The organism is Paenibacillus sp. JNUCC32 (genome assembly GCF_014863545.1).
GTDB classification, from domain to species: Bacteria; Bacillota; Bacilli; order Paenibacillales; family Paenibacillaceae; genus Paenibacillus_AQ; species Paenibacillus_AQ lautus_A.
The window spans coordinates 574295-592857 of the sequence record NZ_CP062260.1 but is presented as its reverse complement, the minus strand read 5'-3'; the positions used below and the strand labels follow the sequence as shown (position 1 = coordinate 592857).

At 52.9% G+C, this 18563-nt stretch carries 15 protein-coding genes; 4 read left to right on the top strand and 11 right to left on the bottom strand.

The genetic code is table 11. The features are described from left to right. Positions 1-271: 271 nt before the first annotated feature. Positions 272-2035, bottom strand: coding sequence for a glycerol-3-phosphate dehydrogenase/oxidase (locus tag JNUCC32_RS02630; protein WP_192571013.1), 1764 nt, complete (start codon positions 2033-2035; stop codon positions 272-274). Between the two features lie 311 nt (positions 2036-2346). Then, the gene (locus tag JNUCC32_RS02625) at positions 2347-3204 is read right to left on the bottom strand and encodes an AraC family transcriptional regulator (protein ID WP_096776080.1); all 858 of its coding nucleotides are present in this window, start codon (positions 3202-3204) and stop codon (positions 2347-2349) included. A gap of 126 nt (positions 3205-3330) precedes the next feature. On the opposite strand from JNUCC32_RS02625, the gene JNUCC32_RS02620 reads away from it, so the two are divergent. Genes JNUCC32_RS02620 through JNUCC32_RS02610 form a run of 3 tightly spaced genes read left to right on the top strand, consistent with a single transcriptional unit; the run spans position 3331 to position 6189 of the window. Beyond that, positions 3331-4389 carry a Gfo/Idh/MocA family protein gene (locus tag JNUCC32_RS02620; protein WP_015736732.1) on the top strand — a complete coding sequence of 353 codons (1059 nt, stop codon included), beginning with the start codon at positions 3331-3333 and terminating at the stop codon, positions 4387-4389. Continuing rightward, on the top strand, positions 4386-5243 hold the full coding sequence (locus tag JNUCC32_RS02615) for a sugar phosphate isomerase/epimerase family protein (RefSeq protein ID WP_015736733.1): 858 nt from the start codon (positions 4386-4388) through the stop codon (positions 5241-5243). Before JNUCC32_RS02620 ends, JNUCC32_RS02615 begins: the two co-directional genes overlap by 4 nt. A gap of 49 nt (positions 5244-5292) precedes the next feature. Continuing rightward, positions 5293-6189 carry a sugar phosphate isomerase/epimerase family protein gene (locus JNUCC32_RS02610; RefSeq protein ID WP_145037202.1) on the top strand — a complete coding sequence of 299 codons (897 nt, stop codon included), beginning with the start codon at positions 5293-5295 and terminating at the stop codon, positions 6187-6189. Positions 6190-6342: 153 nt separating this feature from the next. Here JNUCC32_RS02610 and JNUCC32_RS02605 read toward each other — a convergent pair whose 3' ends face one another. Continuing rightward, positions 6343-7374, bottom strand: coding sequence for a Gfo/Idh/MocA family protein (locus JNUCC32_RS02605; RefSeq protein ID WP_096776082.1), 1032 nt, complete (start codon positions 7372-7374; stop codon positions 6343-6345). 26 nt (positions 7375-7400) lie between these two features. Beyond that, positions 7401-8288 carry a sugar phosphate isomerase/epimerase family protein gene (locus JNUCC32_RS02600; RefSeq protein ID WP_036660164.1) on the bottom strand — a complete coding sequence of 296 codons (888 nt, stop codon included), beginning with the start codon at positions 8286-8288 and terminating at the stop codon, positions 7401-7403. A 213-nt stretch (positions 8289-8501) separates the two neighbouring features. On the opposite strand from JNUCC32_RS02600, the gene JNUCC32_RS02595 reads away from it, so the two are divergent. Further along, positions 8502-9407 (top strand): helix-turn-helix transcriptional regulator, encoded by a 906-nt coding sequence (locus tag JNUCC32_RS02595; protein ID WP_192571012.1) that lies wholly within the window; start codon positions 8502-8504, stop codon positions 9405-9407. Here JNUCC32_RS02595 and JNUCC32_RS02590 read toward each other — a convergent pair. The 7 genes from JNUCC32_RS02590 to JNUCC32_RS02560 form a co-directional block, all read right to left on the bottom strand. Continuing rightward, entirely contained in the window at positions 9393-10595 is a 1203-nt protein-coding gene (locus JNUCC32_RS02590) for an aminotransferase class I/II-fold pyridoxal phosphate-dependent enzyme (protein ID WP_192571011.1), read from the bottom strand. The genes JNUCC32_RS02595 and JNUCC32_RS02590 overlap by 15 nt on opposite strands. A gap of 6 nt (positions 10596-10601) precedes the next feature. Continuing rightward, positions 10602-11519 (bottom strand): D-alanine--D-alanine ligase, encoded by a 918-nt coding sequence (locus JNUCC32_RS02585; protein WP_192571010.1) that lies wholly within the window; start codon positions 11517-11519, stop codon positions 10602-10604. Positions 11520-11788: 269 nt separating this feature from the next. Next, positions 11789-13243, bottom strand: coding sequence for an aminotransferase-like domain-containing protein (locus tag JNUCC32_RS02580; RefSeq protein ID WP_192571009.1), 1455 nt, complete (start codon positions 13241-13243; stop codon positions 11789-11791). 48 nt (positions 13244-13291) lie between these two features. After that, the gene (locus tag JNUCC32_RS02575) at positions 13292-13456 is read right to left on the bottom strand and encodes a hypothetical protein (RefSeq protein WP_162939100.1); all 165 of its coding nucleotides are present in this window, start codon (positions 13454-13456) and stop codon (positions 13292-13294) included. A gap of 154 nt (positions 13457-13610) precedes the next feature. Beyond that, complete coding sequence (locus JNUCC32_RS02570) at positions 13611-15275, bottom strand: DUF4091 domain-containing protein (RefSeq protein ID WP_192571008.1); 1665 nt, start codon at positions 15273-15275, stop codon at positions 13611-13613. 176 nt (positions 15276-15451) lie between these two features. Next, on the bottom strand, positions 15452-16876 hold the full coding sequence (locus tag JNUCC32_RS02565) for an alpha-L-fucosidase (protein WP_192571007.1): 1425 nt from the start codon (positions 16874-16876) through the stop codon (positions 15452-15454). A 19-nt stretch (positions 16877-16895) separates the two neighbouring features. Further along, positions 16896-18524, bottom strand: a complete 1629-nt coding sequence (locus JNUCC32_RS02560; RefSeq protein WP_192571006.1) for an ABC transporter substrate-binding protein — start codon at positions 18522-18524, stop codon at positions 16896-16898. Between the last annotated feature and the right edge of the window lie 39 nt (positions 18525-18563).

Sequence of the window (18563 nt, the reverse complement as noted above, 5' to 3'; positions counted from 1 at the left end):
ACAGGTCCGTTCAAATATCTCTGTTATATCTCCAGCCCTTGTCCGTAAGGTATACATATGACAGCGCCATGTCCTTTAGTCCCTGGACCGGCGGTCCCTTGCGGATACAAAAAAATGAGAAGCGCTTTGCATGGAAGAAACCTTCATTCATGACAAATGAAAGATTCTCGTTATGCAAAGGGCTTCTCATCATCTCTGCCCGCTCTATAACTTTATATGGTTATACTACATCCACATTTTACATTTGACAAGATCATCATGATGATAAACCTTATCGGTTCATCGCCGACACGGCCGATGGATGCCCGGCTTCTTCTTTGGAGACCGCATCATTGACGTGTTCCCGATCCGTCGGAGCTGCAGTCAGCTCCATTCTGTTACCTTCCGCTACTCCCCATGCCGCCTGCAATTGGTCCTGCAGCAGCTCCCATTGCCTGTCGACTTCCTCAGAATCCCACTCTAAGTATTCTCCCATCAAGCTCATGACCGAAGCAATGACTCGCTCGGTTTTGGGCCGGTCGAATAACATCCAGCCTGTTCTTCTTAACAGAAAATCCACGGCACTCATCGTCATTTCGCATTCGATGGAATACTCGATTTCGGCACGCAGCAATCTAAATCCGACAGCTTCTGTTTTGTCGGAAGCAGCCTTGATCCGTTTAAACAGTTCAAGGGTATCGGTACCATACCTGGTCATAAGGCGCCTCACGTCATCGTGCCTGATGCCGAGGGATTCGCCCTGTTTAATAAGCTTCTCCTGAGCTTCCGCATAGGTGAGTCCGTTCAAGTCTCCTCCGTTTATCGGAACCCGATCCGTAGTACAAGGAGGATAGATAGTGCCATCGGCGTCCTGAAGCTGTCTGGCAGCAAGGTTAACGACCTTTTCGGCCATTCTCCGGAATCCGGTCAGCTTTCCGCCTGCAATTGTGATCAAACCGGAATCGGATATAAACAACTCATCTTTTCGTGAAATTTCCGAAGGACCTTTTCCTTCCTCGCGAACGAGCGGCCGCAGTCCCGCCCATCCGGATTCGATATCGCTTGGCTTCAGCCCTGCTTCCGGAAACGCATGATTGATCGCATCGATGAGATAGCGCCGGTCTTCCTCGGTAATGCCGGGCGTCTCAATCGACCCTTTATAGACGGTATCAGTCGTTCCGATATACGTCTTGCCCTCCCGCGGAATGGCAAAAATCATACGGCCGCCAGGCACATCAAAATAAGCGGCCTGTCGTACGGGAAGCTTGGCATGATCCACCACCAGGTGAACGCCCTTTGTTAAGAGCAGCTGCTTGCCCTTGAGCGAATGATCCTTCAGCCTGACCTGATCCACCCATGGACCAGCGGCGTTTATGATTTTTTTGGCGTATATCGCATAGGTCTCCCCGCTCAATTGGTCTTCCACCTGTGCTCCTGCTACTTTTCCTCCTCGATAAATGAATTCACGAACCTTGGCGTAATTCGCGATGTGCGCTCCCTTAGCCCTTGCAGACTTTACCACTTCGACCGTCAAACGAGCATCATCGGTGCGGTATTCGTAATAATAACCGGAACCTTTCAATCCCTCCTTCCGAAAGAGTGGTTCAAGGGCCAGGGTGCTCTCCCTCCGAAACATCTTCCGCCGTTCGCTGCGTTTGACACCCGCCAGCCAGTCATACAGATACAACCCGACGCAGCTGGCAAAATAACCATAGGTGCCTTTTTTATAAATAGGGAGCAGCATGGGGATCGGCTCCACCAGGTGCGGAGCGCTGCGGTGAAGCAGCGCCCGTTCGGAGCCCACCTCCCGTACCAGGCCGATTTCCCCTTGCTTCAAATACCGGAGTCCCCCGTGGATCAGCTTCGTTGATCTGCCGCTCGTTCCCGAAGCAAAATCATTCATCTCCACCAAGCCCACGCTCATCCCTCTGCAGCTGGCGTCCCAAGCAATGCCCGCCCCCGTGATACCGCCGCCAATCACCAGCACATCCAGCTTTTTTGCCGACATGTCCTGTAAATAACGGGTCCGCATCTTGGCGGATAAGCTTGTGTCCACCTGACATTCTCCTCTCTCAACATATAATAAGAAAAACATCTATCGACGTACCTTCACAGAAGACAAACCGCATTTAGTGGACGTTTTTCTTGCGATTATCGAATGGGTTCAGCTTCGCTGAAAACTTTTACATTCATAATCTAAAAAAAAGAACCGCTTCTGCTCGGAATGCATACCAAATACGGTATGCATGTAAGCAAAAGGGTTCTCCGTCGTCTCCGCCGCTTTATGCAATCAATATGATTACTCATTATATGTCGCTTTTATATTTATGTCTATATGGAACCTGATAGAACCGCAAAACCTCGGGATCACTTTTTCCGCAAAGCCGATGGAGCCATCCGCTTATATTTCTTGAAGGTCCGGCTGAAATAATAAATATCGTTGAATCCGGTAGCAGCCGCGATTTCCGATACCGTAAGCGGGCTTTCGCGGAGCAGGTAATCCGCCCGGTTGAGCCTGGTTTCATTCACGTACTCCGTTACGGTTCGGCCGCTGATTTCCTTGAACAACCGGCTGAAATGAAAACGGCTGAGGCCGGCCATGCCGGATAACTGCTCCACCGACAGATCCTCCCGGTAATGCTCCTCGATATACTTGAATATCGGTGCAAACCGCTCGACGTTCTTCATCCGCTCGACGTATTCATCCTGCGTCAGAACCGTTGCGACATAACCTCGAAGCAGGAGCGTAAGCAATCGGTACAGCTCCGATTTGATAGCCAGCTCATAACCGAATTCCTGCCGTTCCAGCTCCTTGATAATGGATAGCATGGGCGCCAGCGCATCATCCCCGCTGATTCGGTTTTCGAAGATCAGCCGGTTCTGGGTGATCGGCGTGATGAATTTCATCTCGGGCGCATCCAGGGAATGGCTCTGCAGCAGCGAGAAATCTGCGATTAACGCATAATAAAACAAATGGTCCGACTGGCTGAGGCCATAATGCAGTTCATTTCGGTTAATGACGATCATATCGCCTTCCTTGGCGGTAAAGGTGGTCGAGCCGCATTCCAGCGTCGCTTCCCCCGAAACAAAATATAATATTTCAAGATGCTCATGCCAGTGATGATTAAATAATACCTGTCCCCGGCCATCAAACTCGCAACGATGAACCTTGATCGGAAACTGAGGATCCGGCATCGTCATCGGTTCTCGCAGTGTTTTGTCCAATGCTCTGATCTCCTTCCAGTAAGACAGCACAATTGTACAAACAAACAGCACGGTTTATCATGGTGTCTTCCTCTAAAAGCATTATAATACGAAAGTGTAATGCAGTAAATTCAGAGGAGTGAACTCATGAAATCTATTAATGTTGGCGTCATTGGCACTGGATCAATCTCTGCTATGCATTTGCAATCCTATCAAAAACATGCGAACGCGAATTTGCTCGCCGTGTGCGATTTAAACGAAGAAAGAGCACAGCGCGCAGCTGAAAAATACGGCGCTACCAAAGTCTACACGGACTATAAAGAACTTCTGGCCGATCCGGAAATCGATGCGGTAAGCATCTGTACCTGGAACAATACGCATGCCGAAATCAGCATTGCGGCACTGAATGCCGGCAAACACGTTCTGGTTGAGAAACCGCTTTGCCGCACCGTTGAGGAAGCGCTTCAAGTACAGGAGGCCGTGAAATCCTCCGGCAAGATGCTCCAGGTCGGTTTCGTAAGACGCTATGACCCTAACGCTCAAATGCTCCGCGAGTTTGCAGACAAGGGTGAATTCGGGGAGATCTACTTCGCGAAGGCTTCCTCCATTCGCCGCCTCGGCAATCCGGGCGGCTGGTTCTCCGACATCGAACGTTCCGGCGGCGGACCGCTCATCGATATCGGCGTGCACGTCATCGATCTGTGCTGGTACATGATGGGCCGTCCGAAGCCGGTTGCCGTCAGTGCCAATACATACCGGAAGCTGGGCAATCGCTCAAACGTGCGCAACCTGTCCTTCTATAAAGCAGCTGATTATGATGCTGAGAAGAACACCGTCGAGGATATGGCGAATGCAATGATCCGTTTTGAAAACGGCGCCTCTTTGTTGGTGGACGTAAGCTTCACGCTGCACTCGAAGGAAAATCTGCAATCCGTTAAATTGTATGGAGACAAGGGCGGATTCGAGATCGACCCTGAGGTTTCCATCGTAACCGAGAAGCACGATACCATCATCAACATCCAGCCGCAAACCGACAACAAGGGATTCGACTTCGATGCTGCTTTCCAAAGCGAGGTCAATCACTTCATTTCCTGTATCGAGAACGGCACAACACCGCTCAGCCCGGTTGAAGACGGCGTTGAGATCATGAAGATTCTGTGCGGCATCTATGAATCCGCCGAGAAAGGGGCTGAAGTTCTCCTATGAAACTCGGAATAAGCTCGTACAGCCTGTACCAGGCCATGAACAAAGGCGAAATGACCATTACCGACGTCATCGACTACGTTGCGGAGATCGGCGGAGAGCATATCGAGATCGTTCCGCTCGGCTTTAACCTCAAGGAAACGCCGGAGCTGATCGATACGATCAAATCCCGTGCCGCCTCCAAAGGGCTTGAAATCTCCAACTACGCCATCGGCGCCAATTTTGCGGAATTGGATGACGCTGCTTATGAAGCGGAGATTGAACGAGTTAAAGGCGAAGTGGACATTGCGGCTGCGCTTGGCGTCAAGCTGATGCGCCATGACGTAGGCTCTTCCAAGGACTTGTCCATCACGCATTTCCTGGAGGAACTTCCGCGGCTGGCCAATGCATGCCGCATCATTGCCGATTACGCGGCAGAACGCGGCATTACCACCAGCGTGGAGAACCATGGTTACTTCATTCAGCATAGCGACCGCGTCAAAGCTCTGGTTCAGACCGTGAACCACCCTAATTTCAAAACAACCCTGGACATCGGAAACTTCCTCTGTGCAGACGAGGTATCCACCGTGGCTGTCGCGAACAACATCGGCCTCGCGTCCATGGTTCACTTCAAGGACTTCTACTATCGTCCGGCTAACCGCGCGCCCGGATCCGGCTGGTTTAACACCTCCAGCGGCAACTGGCTGCGTGGCGCGATTGTCGGCCAAGGCGATATCGATATGCCGGAAGTCGTTCGCATCGTGAAGGAATCCGGTTACGACGGCTATATCTCGATTGAATTCGAAGGGATGGAAGATTGCCGCACGGGTGCTAAATTTGGTTTGGAATATGTCCGTAAAGCCTGGAACGAAGCTTAAGGCAGAAGGCTTATGGATCACATAAGGATGATATAAGGGGGATATTAGGATGTCGAAGCCTATCATGCCTAACAAAATTGGCGTTATCGTTGACAGCTTTCGGGTTGGCGTAAGAGAAGGTCTTGTCAAAGCACGGGAGGTCGGGGCGGACGGCGTACAGATTTATGCCGTTCACGGCGAAATGGATCCAGCCAACCTCTCCGCTTCCGCTCGAAAAGAATTGAAGGATTATATCGATTCCCTGGGACTTGAAATTTCCGCCCTCGTCGGTGACCTTGGCGGACACGGCTTTCAGGATCCTGCCGAAAATGCGGCCAAAATCGAAAAATCCAAGCGGATCATGGAGCTCGGTTTGGAGCTTGGAACCAATATCATTACGACCCATATCGGTATCGTGCCGCAGGATCACAACGGCCGCGTATACGAAACGATGCATAAGGCCTGCGTAGAGCTCAGCACCTTCGCAAACTCGATGAACGCGTTTTTTGCCATCGAGACAGGGCCGGAGCCTTCGGCTCACTTGAAATCATTCCTGGACGGCCTGGGTTCCAACGGCGTATCCGTTAACTTTGACCCGGCCAACATGGTCATGGTCACCGGGGACGATCCAGTACAGGGCGTATACAACCTGAAGGATTATATCGTTCATACGCACGCGAAGGACGGAATCAAGCTGGCAGACTACATCGATCCTCGTGACGTATACGGCGATTTCGGATATGAAGCACCCGCGCTTGACCATGACAAAATTGCCGATATGGCGGAATCCGGCGAGAAGTTCCGTGAGGTTCCGCTTGGCGAAGGCGGCGTTAACTGGAATGCTTACCTGCAAGCCCTTAAAGATATCGGCTATACCGGGTATTTGACAATCGAACGCGAAGTGAAGACCAATCCGGAAGCGGACATCAAGCTTGCCGTGGACTTCTTGAAGACGTTCAGAGCATAAACCGACGCAAGCTTTGAGACCGTTCCAAGCAAACCGCAACGTTCGCTTGGAAAGGACTTGATAAACACAAACAACAGGCCGATCAGGAAATTTCCTGATCGGCCTGTTCATTGTCGCACCATGATGTATGTTGGAACTTGAAACTTGTATACCTTAAGATACCGCTTGTTTCCCCGTCACGGTCTCCAAAGCCCCGTTCGCTCTCGCTGAACGGATCTCGGCTTCGATAATTTCCAGCGATCCTGCCGCGCTGTCTGGCGTACATACCGTTACCGGCTTTCCTTGCGCAACATGCTCGATGAAATACTGAAGCTCGCGGTAGTAGCCGGAATCTCCGGACAGTTCGGCTGTAAAGCCCGGTGCGTCTTCAGGATACACCTTCAATTCATTATTCTCGAACACCAGGGTAGCCTCCTCGAAATTTACCCGGTATCCCATATGGAAGCCATGTTCGCCGTGCAGCGTCCAATCCGCATGGGCGTTAATCACTTTCCCGTCAGGGTAAGTGTAATGGGTGGATACGATATCGTACGAGCTTCCTTCAATGATCGTTTTGGCGAATGTGGACACCCGCTCCGGTTTGCCCATCAGCCAGTGGATCATGTCCGCGTCATGCACATGCATGTCCGTGATGCAGCCTCCGCTTTTCTCCCCTTCCAGGAACCAGCCCTTAGGAGGCTCCGATCCCCGGAAGAATTCGCCCGCAACGATGCTGCCGTAGCGGCCGTCCTCCACGCATTCTTTCAAATATTCATAAGCCGGCCAGAAACGCAGGCATTGTCCGATCATCAGCGTTTTGCCCGTGCGTTCCGCTGTTTTCACCATGCGCCAGGCTTCTTCCGAGCTGCCCGCAACGGGTTTCTCGCACAGGACGTGAATGCCGCGCTCCAGCAGCATGCAGGACATATCCGCATGCAAATACGTTGGCAGGCACACATCCACGATATCCAGATCTTCATGCTCGAGCATTTTGTCCACATGGTCGTAAAGACGATAGGGCTCCAGGTCGTAGACATCCCGCTCGGTCGCCATATTCCCGTTGGCTTTGCTGTCTTTAAGCTCATCGATGAGGAGATCGCAAATCGCCACCAGCTCGATGTCTGCGCCTTCTTGAGCCAAACGAAGATAATTGTCGAAATGCATGCGGCCCATGAAACCAAAACCCAATATTCCGATCTTAAGCATTCTCATTCCCTCCGTATCCCTTATGATTATGATTGTCCTTGATGCTGCCGCGCGTCCGGCTTGCGCAAAGACGGCGTCCGTCCAAGAATCGCATCCATCGCATTGGATGTGTTAAATATGATCTGCTCCGAATAATGGGTGTAGGCCGGGATCATCTCTGCCGTGACATAGTTGTCGTAGCCGATCAGGCGCAGAGCTTCCACCACTGCGGGATAATTGACGTCTCCTGCCAGCAGGTCGACAAAGCCGTGCAATCCGCCTGCCTGCCTGCGGTAATCCTTGAAATGGACTTTCTTGATCCGCTCGCCCAAAATCCGAATCCAATGCTCCGGATAACCGTTGTGCACGACGTTGCCTACATCAAAATATGAGCCGACATAGTCGGAACCGATCTCGTCAATGAAGGTCCGCAATTCCAGCGGGGACAACAGGAATTTGTTCCATACATTCTCGAGCGCGATCGAAACGCCGGCGCTTTCCGCGTACGGAACCAGCTTGCGAATGGATTCTTGAGCCCGCTCGTAAGCATATTCGTAATCGATGACTGCCGAACCGGGAACAAAATCGACGCCGACCGCCCCTGGTATCACAAGAATGGCATCCACACCGAATGCAGCCGCGAGCTCCAGCTGCTTTTTGCAAACGTCCATGGCCTTTTCACGGATGGCCGGGTCGTCGCTGGTCATCGGATAGTCCCAATACAAGCCTGTCGCCAATCCTGCAATATCGAGGTCTGCGTCCTTCAGCTGTGCCGTTATGTTCTGCACTTCCTTATCGCCTGCCTGGAGCCCGAGCTCCCCCGTTTGGTTCAGCGACAATTCGATTCCGTCAAAGCCCGCTTCTTTTGCCAATCGGATACAGTCGGAGATGGAAGCCTCTCCCGGGAACGACCAGATATTAATCCCTTTTTTCATCGCAAATCCCTCCTAAAATTCATAGGTTGATGATGTTACAAATGTTTTCTGAAACGCATCATTTGACTTTTTCCGTCAAGTTGTAAATAAACCAATTGGATGTAATAATACTTATATAATAAATAAACATTCCAAGAAATGATTTAGAAAGAAAAGCGATTATTTGGACAATTCCGTTCTATTCTCTTAATAACATTTGGGAGTGAATCTACGATGGCCGATATGGACCCCGATTATCCGGTAAAACGCGAAGCGCCTTTCCGCGAATGGTCGCCCAGCATTCATTATGCACAGTTTCAACGCATGGCGACGGGAGCTCTCCCGCAGCGCAGGTTATATGATTTCGAACTGCTCTATGTATGCCATGGGGAAGCCGTTACCACGTTGTACGGGAACCGGCATGTCGTCGAAGCAGGCCAGCTGATCTTTCTGCCGTCCGGCGTTTACCACCAAAATGAGGTGGTTTCCCATCCCGACGCGCGTTTTCTGGGTATCCATTTTGATTTTTTCGATGAGTTGGACATCCAGACGGAAGCCGATATGATCGTGAACGAAGCCGTGGTGGATACGGATAAGTTCGCGCATGAAGCCGTGTCATCCGCCTTCCCTCCCCTTTCTTCCCGGATTATCTATACGCCTCCCCTGCCATGCGTACAGATGATGGAACGCATCGTAGAGGAATTTACCCTGCGTCCCGCCGGCTACGAGCTTGCCTGCAAGGGTCTGATGCTGGATGTGCTGGTTCAACTGTTTCGGACGCACCCCTCCCGGGCATTGACGGAAACGTCGCCGCACGAGGCCAAGCTGATCGAGCTGATGGCTCAAATCGAAAAAGCTCCAGCCAAAGACTGGAGCAACAAAGTCATCGCGGAGCATTTGATGTTAAGCGCGGATCATACCGCCAAATTGTTTAAGCGCCTTGCCGGGATGCCGCCGAGCGAATTCGTGCAATCCGTTCGTCACCGTGAAGCGCGCCGGCTGCTCCGGGAATCCGACATCTCGATCGAGATGGTTGGCGAAGGCGTCGGATACCCGGACATTCATTATTTCAGCCGTATCTTCCGGAGGCTGGAGGGGATTACCGCTACCGATTACCGGAAGCTGTCAAGAATTCTGTAAGGCATGAAGACCTTCGGCACGTACATGCGTTTGAAGCCAGCGTTCCATTCGTTCGAGCGCTTCGCAGAGTCGAGCGGACGAAGCGGCATACGAGCAGCGGATGAAGCCTTCGCCCCCGGCACCGAATACATGGCCCGGCACAACGGCTACTTTGGCCTCCCGAAGCAATCGCTCCGCGAACTGCTGCGAGCCGAGGCCGGTTCCGGTTATGCTGGGGAATGCATAGAAGGCTCCCTGAGGATCGCGGCAGCTCAGGCCGATATCGCTCAGTCCCTGCACAAACATTTGTCGGCGCTCATCGTAAGCCTGCCTCATCACGTCCCGATCCTCGAGCCCGTTCTTTAAACATTCGATGGCCGCAATCTGTCCCATGATGGGCGCGCAGAGCGCGGTATACTGATGGATCTTGACCATAGCGCCCACCAGCCCGGCTTCGCCGCAGAGGTAGCCGACCCGCCAGCCCGTCATGGCGAAGGCTTTGGAGAATCCGCCGATGATGACGGTCCGCTCCCGCATCCCCGGCAGGGAAGCGACGCTCGTATGCGTGCCGCTATAAGTAAGCTCGGCATACATCTCGTCTGATATCACCACCAAATTGTGCTCGACCGCAAGGCGTGCGATCGGAAGCCAATCCTCATGGGTCATGACGGCTCCTGTCGGATTGCTCGGAAAGTTAACAACGATCGCTTTCGTCCGGGGCGTGATCGCCTGCTGCAGTGCATCCGCCGTCAACTTGAAGCCATGCTCGGCGGATAGCTCCAGCTCGACGACGGTGCCGCCGTTCAATTGCACAAGAGGAGCATAGGCGACATATCCCGGTACGGGAATGATAATTTCATCGCCCGGCGAGATGAGCGCCCGCAGCGCAAGATCAATCGCTTCGCTGCCGCCGACCGTGACCAGGACTTCCCTCGACGGCTCGTATTGCAGCTGGAAGCCGGCATGCAGATAGTCTGCAATTCCTTCCCTCAGCTCCATCAGCCCTTCATTCGGCGTGTACATCGTGCGCCCGTGCTCCAGCGCCTGTTTGCATGCATCGATCGCACACTGGGGCGTCACGAAATCCGGTTCGCCCACGCCGAGCGAAATGACCTCGTCATCCGCTTCCGCAGCATTAAAAAATTGCCGGATGCCGGATGGCGGCATGACTTGCACCGTCGATGTTAGAAAGCTGCTCGTTGTCTTCATATCCTTCTACTCCTTGCCTTCGCTTTTTCGTTCCGATAATGAGGTTTCAATCAAGGCATCCAAAAGTCCGCTGAACGAATATCCCGCCGCTTCCGCGCTTCTTGGCAGCAGACTGGTCTTCGTTAAACCCGGAAGCGTGTTGACCTCCAAAATATAAGGAATCTTTCCCTTCAGGATGATATCGATCCGGGCATATACGCTGCACTTCATCGCCTTATAGCATTGAAGCGCGGCTGTGCGCACCTGCTCCTGAAATTCTGCGGGAAGCTCGATCACCTGCTCATCCGCTTCGCCTTCTTCGTATTTGGATGCATAATCGAAAAACTCCGAGTTCGGCTTGATCGACACAATCGGAAGCATGTCGCCGTTCAGGACCGGGCAGGTGATTTCTTCTCCCTCGATCCATTGCTCGATCATGACGGAGCGGTCCCACCGCAGCGCCTCTTCGACGGCGGATGCAAGGTCAGCCGAGTCGCGCACGATCCGGGTACCGATGCTGGATCCGCCCGCATTCGGCTTCACCACAACGGGAAAACCGAGCCCCTCCACGTCGGCGGCCGCCAGCTCTTCCATGCAGCTGACCATGATCCAGTCAGCCGTATGCAATCCTTCGTAACGCAGCAGCTTCTTGCTCAAATCTTTATCCATGCAGAGACTGCTGGCCAGAACGCCGCTGCCGGTATACGGAATCCCCAACGTATCGAGGGTGCCCTGGACCGTTCCGTCTTCCCCGAACGTGCCGTGCAGGGCGAGCAGCGCAATATCGATGCCTTTGGTTTTGCTGATCAGCTCCCGTTTATCGTGAATCTCGATCGGATAAACCTCGTAGCGGCTTTTATCCAAATGAGCGATCATCTCTTTGCCGGTCATGAGTGAAACTTCCCTCTCGGAGGATACGCCTCCCATGATGACGCCAACCTTCATGATGTAGACCTCCTAAATAAATTCTTCAAGCTGATTGCCTGTACAACACTCCGCATGTGGATGATTATTTTTCCGATCTCTGTTGCCCTAAGATATCCACTGATCTGAATTTTCGTTGTTGAAAACCGACGGCAAAGGAGAACGCTCCGCTTCTCCACAATAATTCCGCCTTCTCCGTTGCAGCCCATGATTTCTCGGAGAAGTATTCTTTTGTATGTTAATCATCACTCCGCATGCGGATTATTCCTCCGATCTCTGTTGCACCCCGATCACACCAGCTTCCTCGCCGCCTCGCCGATAATGCGAATCCCCTTCTCGATGTTCTCGTCGGAGACGCGGGAGAATCCAAGACGCATGGTGTGCTGGCCGCCGCCATCGGTATAGAAAATATCGCCCGGCGTAAACACCACGCCCTGGGCGGAACAGGCCTCCAGCAGCTCCCGCGTCCGGAAGTCCGGACCGAATTCAACGAACAGGTGAAGCCCGCCATCGCCGGACAGCCGTTCCATCGGAATCCACTCCTCGCAGCAGCGGATCGCAAGTTCATATTTTCGCTTGTACTCGGCCTTCGCTCTCTTTAAATACTTCTCGAAGTTGCCATTGTACAGATATTGAAAGAGCAAGGACTGATCCAGAGTCGACGTATGAATGCTGCGGGCCCGCTTCACGCTTTCCAGATAATGAATCAGGGTCTTGTCGGCCAGCACCCATCCGACTCGCAGGCCGGGAAACAGAATCTTGGAGAAGCTGCCCAGGTAAATCACGCTGTTGTTCTCCCCTCCTGCACATGCAACGAGAGGCGCGATGTGGGAGCCCGAATAACGCAGCTCCTCGTTGAAGCCGTCTTCGATCACGGGAATCTCATGCTCGTTCAGCAGCCGCAGCGCTTCCAGCCGCTTCTGGTGGGACATCACGATTCCGGTAGGATTATGATAGGAAGGCACAAGGTACGCCATGTCGTACGACCGCTCCGACAGCTCGCGTGCGAGCCCTGTCAGGCTGATGCCGTCTTGCTCCATCTCGACGCCGGTAATGGCGTACCCGTGCATTTTAAAATTTTTAATGGCGGTATGATGGGTGGGATTCTCGCAGAGAATGCGGCCATGCCCTTGGTTCAAGGCGGATAGCACCAGACTTAAGCCTTCCGTAAAACCGCTGGTGATCAGCATATCTTTGCCCTGAACATTCACCCCTTTGTTCTCCATGTAACGGAGAAGGTAATCAATAAGCGGTTTATAGCCTTTGGCGTAACCGTAATTTAGTAGGATATCGCCTTCAAGCGACATCCGGTCCAGGAATGCACGCTTGACATTGGGCAGGTCGAACAGCTTCTCGTCGGGAGCGATGCTTGTAAACGATATGGAACCCTTCTCAGCACGGATCCCGTGCTTCATCAGATCGTTCGCTTCCGCAAGCCTGGCATACTCGTTCAGGCGAGGACCCCAGTCCAGCCGTTTGCCTTCCGGCTGTGCGGATGCCCCGCTGATCGAAGGGGAAACAAAGTGTCCTTGCCCTTTAACCGCGTAGATATAGCCTTCATCCTCCAAATCGGAGTATGCGCTCAGCACCGTATTGCGGCCCACTCGAAACAGCGCGCTTAGCTCACGCGTGGAGGGAAGCTTCTGATCGGCTTGCAGCGCCCCGGTTGTCATCAAGCGCTTCATGTAATCCTTGACTTGAATATACGCCGGGCGGTCATTCGCCAACTTGAAATCCAAATACATCGTTCATTTCCCCCTTGCTCTTATGATGGCATAATTTCGGCGGCACCACTAGAACCACAGCAGGCCTCTTTCGCCACGGGCGTGGTTTGCCGATATCGTTGGCAGAATCCCGGCCATCTCATCCCTAGGATTGGACTGCCCTTTGCGCCGGTATACCTTGATGACATGCACGTTCTCTATATCATGGAACCATACGGGATCATGCACAAGCAAGAATGAAACATTCTTGGTACCCATCTGGCGAAAAAACAGATCGGAAAATCAAAAACTGCCCCACCTTCTCAAAGGAAGATGGGGCAGTATTACGCCGTATTCGTTCGGCCTATACGGCCCTGATTCGTCTAAATAAGCCGTACTCCCGGCCCGCTTACTTCACAGCCAAGCTTTCCCTGATCTTATCATTGATCCACTGCCGCTTCGACAGCAGCCATTCCGGATCCCTTGGGTACGTCTTGAAGGTGATCGGCTCTTCAAGCCCTTCTTCCAGCGCCTGCAGAACTGCCTCCCTGCCGATCTGGGTTTCCAGCAGTTGAAGCGCTCTCAAATCCTGAAGAGCTTCCTGGAATACCTTCAGCCGAATGGATTCGATCGGCCCTACTTCGCCGGGATATACCACAAATGCATCTCCGGAAGGAAAACCGCAATCCGCATCCGTCACCTTGAACGGATCAATGGCGCGTTTCGAGTATTGCGAATTCCAAAAGTTATATCCCCAATGGAGAAATCCCTCAATGTTAAACTTATACAGCTGAATCCCGATGATCCGGTTTCTCGCCGAAGGCAGATTGAAGAATCGGTTGGACACTTCCTTGTATTGGGAACAGCAATAATAGGTCCACAGCGGGGTTACCTGCTGATCCAGGAAAGGCTCGATGTGGTTGCTGCCCGGAATCGGACGCTTCACCAGCCCCTGCTCATAGAACGAAATATCGGAGAGCGCGTCAATGATCGGGTAATCCGGCAGCAGTTCGTTCATCAACCGGCTTGCATGCCCGTAAGCCTCCAGATGGGACTCGGACGGCTCATCGGATACATGGAAATAACAGCGCTGCTCAAGTCCCCGGCTTTCGATCCAACCGGTCAGGGCAGGAATGAATTGTCTGATGAAGGCATGATACGCTTCTCCAGTCGCATCCGTCTCCCAACCGAACAGCTTCTCCGGCTGTCCGTTCACGTTAGCCATAATCTTCGGCGCATGCCGGGCTCCCCACTGCGTGAAGAGGTGCGAGAATTCCAGATACTGAATGCCATTGGAATCACACAGGTCAGCCCAGCGGTCGAGTTTGTCAAACCCAAACGCATATTTTCCATCTTCGCTCACATCGACATCGACCAGCTGTACCGTCGGCCGCTCTCCGCCCACTTCCGTATCCAGCGGAGGCGTAAACACCGGAGTCAGGATCATATTGATCCCATGCTGTGCCGCGGTCTGCATAAATTGATCGATCAACATCCAGTGCCGCTCGCTAAAAATCCCCACCTCATAGTAGTTTGCCAGGCAATCGGCATGGAACCATTCCGTATGAATGAGCTTCTGCGCAGGTAAGGCTGCCGGAATCACTTCCAGCGTAAATACCTCTTCCCCAAGCGTATCTCCCGATTCCGCTTCAAAACGGATCCGGATTTCATATGTACCTCCCTGGATCTCTTCCTCAGGCTGTACCGTGATCCAGAGGCTTCTCCACTGGCCTGGGCATCCGGTTATAACAGGATCTGATGCCAGAGGCAGCAGCGGGTCCGGATATAGCCCGGGCGTAGCTCTTAAGATAAACTCGTCATGGTCATGATACGTAGGCAGCTCCGACGGAACCAGGCCTACGGAGCGGACGGTCACCCGTTCGCTTAACTCGGATTGCAGAATAACCCGGATGTTTTTCAACAAGCGATTGGAACGGTAGGCAACTTGAAACGAGAATGTCTCATTGCTAAACGCTGCCCCTGCGTCGTACGAGGCTGGGGACAGTTCTTCATCGGCGAATACTTTGGACAGAGAGCTTAACAGCCGGGTTTCAAACGTTATGGAATGACTCATGCAGATTGCATCCTCTCTACAATGGAATGAGGTACTTTCACGTACATCTTACACTAATCTGGATGGAACGGAAGGTAAATTTTGCGTTTTCGAAAAAAAGGAGCCACCGCTCTTTTGCGATGGCCGCCTTATTACTGCCAATCCTTAGGGGAGGCTGCAGATCTGCAGTCCTCCCATCAATCCCTCGAGCTCCGGTAAACTTCCATGCCGGACAGGCGCGGACACCATCTCGATTCCAAAATGGTAAGGCGGATATATTGACTGCGTACGGCGGGAAAGCGGCAGATGCGTTTGCACCCGATTACCGTCCCGGATTGGATCGTGTGCCAGTTCCCGTTTTCCATATATTCAAGCTCGAAGCGCTCGATCCGCTGCCCGTACCGGTATTCGGCCAATACGATATGATCGAAATCGATCGCCCGCCCGAGGTCCAGCTCAATCACGGCGTATTCCGTACCCTCCTCGGGGCTCCAATACGTATCCTTGTTACCATCGACCATATTTCGAGCATCCGATCCGGCTTTCGTTTCGGAAGCCGTAATATCCGCGCCGGCTGCCAAATCGGTATCAAACGTTGTTCGGATGGCGTCCCCGAGTTCCTGCAGACGCCGCAGATCGTTCTCATGAACGAGTCCGCGGGTATCCGGCGGAATATTGAGCAGAAAGGTGGCATTGCCGCCAACCGAGCCGTAATAAATATGCAGCAATTCTTCCAGCGATCGAACCTTATCGTCTTCGGACGCATGGTAGAACCAGCCGGGACGGATCGAGGTATTCACTTCGGCCGGATACCATACCAGCTCCTTCTCGCCTTGAATGACGCTCCGGCTGCCGAGATCCTCTTCGCTGGATTCATAGCGGCGCGCGAACTCCCGGTCATCCGTTTGCTGCGACTTTTCCTGGATCGCTTCATTTTGGCGCAGCGACGCCGGAACGACGCTCCACTCCGACTCCCTGCAATGCCCCGCTTCATTCCCGCACCAGCGAATATCCGGCCCGCATACCGAGATGGCGGCATTCGGCTGCAGTTCCCGAATCAGGGCGTAATACGCATCCCAATCGTATTCCTGGCGCTTGCCGTTCGGCCCTTCGCCGCAGGCTCCGTCAAACCAGACGCTGAAAATCTCGCCGTAGCCGGTCAGGAGCTCTCTTAGCTGATTCAGGAAAAATTGATTGTACCGCGGCGAATCCCCATACGACGGTTCATGCCGGTCCCATGGGGACAAGTAGATGCCGAATTTGATCCCCTTTCTCCTACAGGCATCGGCAACCTCCTTCACCACATCCCCATGTCCGTTTCGCCAAGGGCTGCTCTTCACGGAATGCTCCGTATACTGACTCGGCCATAAACAGAAGCCGTCATGATGCTTGCAGGTCAGGATCAGGCCGCGCATCCCGGCGCTGACACAAGCGCTGACCCATTGATCCGCATCCAGCTGCGCCGGATTGAACAGCGCCGGGTCTTCCTTTCCCGTGCCCCATTCCATATCCGTGAACGTATTGATGGTAAAATGAAAGAAGGCGTAAAACTCCATCTCTTGTACGGCTAATTGACGTTCCGAGGGCTCGATGTTGGCAGCGTATTCAATGAAATTGTGCAAACGATAAACCTCCCATACCTCATCCTTGATTGTCTAATGCTTTCTGATGAATCTCCAGATACTTATCCAGCTGAAGCCCCTTAAATCCGCTGACATAGGCATCCCAATCCTTCTCGATGTCTTTGCTGCCGGTTACGAACTGGGCCAGGTTCGATTTCACGTAATCCTGAATCGTCTTCTGAATCTGCGCGATAAAGGTTGCGTCTTTCGGATCGATGAACACATCGGTCGGGTACACTAACTCCGGTTTGGCAAAAGGCTCATATTTCTTGGCAGCCAGCCATAAACGATACTCGTAGGCTCCGTTGCCGAGCGGATCTTCAGGAGCAACAAAGGATTCGCGGAGGGAATTCACCATCAGCATCGTGCCGAGCTGCCACCAGGTTACGTCAAGGGATCCCTCGGGCACATCCCGCTTCAACGCTTCGTATGCGGCCGGCTCGCCGTTATAATCAAGCGCACCGGACTCCGCCTTTCGCCATCCGTCTCCCTCGAACCCCCAGGAAGTCATCACGGTGCCTTCTTCGGAGAACAAGTAATCCGCCAGCTTGATCGCTGCGATCCGCTGCTCCTCCGTCGCTTTGTTCGTAATGACAAACGATCCGTCCCCTGCTCCGACGCTATAACCTGCTAGCTGCACGCCATTCGGTCCTTTCAGCGGGGGAACGACATCGTATTCCTTATGGCGGGGCTTGGCGTCGGTCGGCTCCAGCACGCTGCTGATCAGCGCATAACCGACGGTGCCGACCACATTCTCCGCTTTGTTGCCAAGCTGCTTGACGGCATCGCCGTTCTGCGTAAAGGCTCCTTTATCGATCAGTCCTTCGCTGTAAAGCTTACGCAGATATTTCAGCCCTTCCCTCCATTCGGGCTCAGCCGCCGACAAAATCACCTTGCCATCCTTCACGCTTAGATAAGTCGTGCCATTGTTGTATATAAAAGCATTCATCAAAAAGGCGTCAACTCCTCCTCCCCATACATCGAGCGAAGTGGTCATCGGAATTTCGTCAGCCTTTCCGTTGCCGTTCGGGTCCTGCTCCTTAAAGGCTTTCAGCACTTCATAGAACTCGTCGGTGGTCGTTGGCATTTCAAGCCCTAACTTCTCGAGCCAGGTCGTATTGATCCACATCCGCTGGCCATACGTGCAGTGCAGGCACTCGTTCACCTTCGGAAGCGCGTATATATTGCCGTCCGGGGCCGTCATGGCGGATTTCAAATAGGAAACTTCCTCCAATGCCTTCTTGATGTTCGGCGCATGCTGGTCGATTAAATCATTCAAAGGGATAAAGGCCCCCTGCATTCCGTACTTGATCTGATCCGCCTTGGATATGCCGGCATTCATAATAAGCGCCGGATAATCCCCGCTGGCCAGCATCAGCAGTTTCTTGTCGTTGAATACCGCGTCGGGCGTCGTATTCCATTTGAACGTAATCCCCAGCTTCTCTTCGATATGCTTGGAGAATGGATTGACCTCGAGGCTCTCGATGCCGGCGGACTGAGGAGCGAATACCGATAGTTCAACGGGTGCCCCCGACTCCGGAGGGCTTGCCGGATTTCCAGTTCCTGTTTCGCTCGATTTGCCGCAAGCGGATAAAACCAGCACTGCCGCGAGAATCAGACTTAAACCTAATCCAGTGAACCTTTTCAAATCAATTCCTCCCTAATATGAAATGCTTGCCCGTACTTC

Excerpts from the sequence above, each read along its gene's own strand:
- JNUCC32_RS02620 (WP_015736732.1), top strand. The coding sequence starts at position 3,331 with ATGAAATCTATTAATGTTGGCGTCATTGGCACTGGATCAATCTCTGCT.
- JNUCC32_RS02615 (WP_015736733.1), top strand. The coding sequence starts at position 4,386 with ATGAAACTCGGAATAAGCTCGTACAGCCTGTACCAGGCCATGAACAAA.
- JNUCC32_RS02610 (WP_145037202.1), top strand. The coding sequence starts at position 5,293 with ATGTCGAAGCCTATCATGCCTAACAAAATTGGCGTTATCGTTGACAGC.
- JNUCC32_RS02605 (WP_096776082.1), bottom strand. The coding sequence starts at position 7,374 with ATGCTTAAGATCGGAATATTGGGTTTTGGTTTCATGGGCCGCATGCAT.
- JNUCC32_RS02600 (WP_036660164.1), bottom strand. The coding sequence starts at position 8,288 with ATGAAAAAAGGGATTAATATCTGGTCGTTCCCGGGAGAGGCTTCCATC.
- JNUCC32_RS02595 (WP_192571012.1), top strand. The coding sequence starts at position 8,502 with ATGGCCGATATGGACCCCGATTATCCGGTAAAACGCGAAGCGCCTTTC.
- JNUCC32_RS02590 (WP_192571011.1), bottom strand. The coding sequence starts at position 10,595 with ATGAAGACAACGAGCAGCTTTCTAACATCGACGGTGCAAGTCATGCCG.
- JNUCC32_RS02585 (WP_192571010.1), bottom strand. The coding sequence starts at position 11,519 with ATGAAGGTTGGCGTCATCATGGGAGGCGTATCCTCCGAGAGGGAAGTT.
- JNUCC32_RS02580 (WP_192571009.1), bottom strand. The coding sequence starts at position 13,243 with ATGTATTTGGATTTCAAGTTGGCGAATGACCGCCCGGCGTATATTCAA.
- JNUCC32_RS02570 (WP_192571008.1), bottom strand. The coding sequence starts at position 15,275 with ATGAGTCATTCCATAACGTTTGAAACCCGGCTGTTAAGCTCTCTGTCC.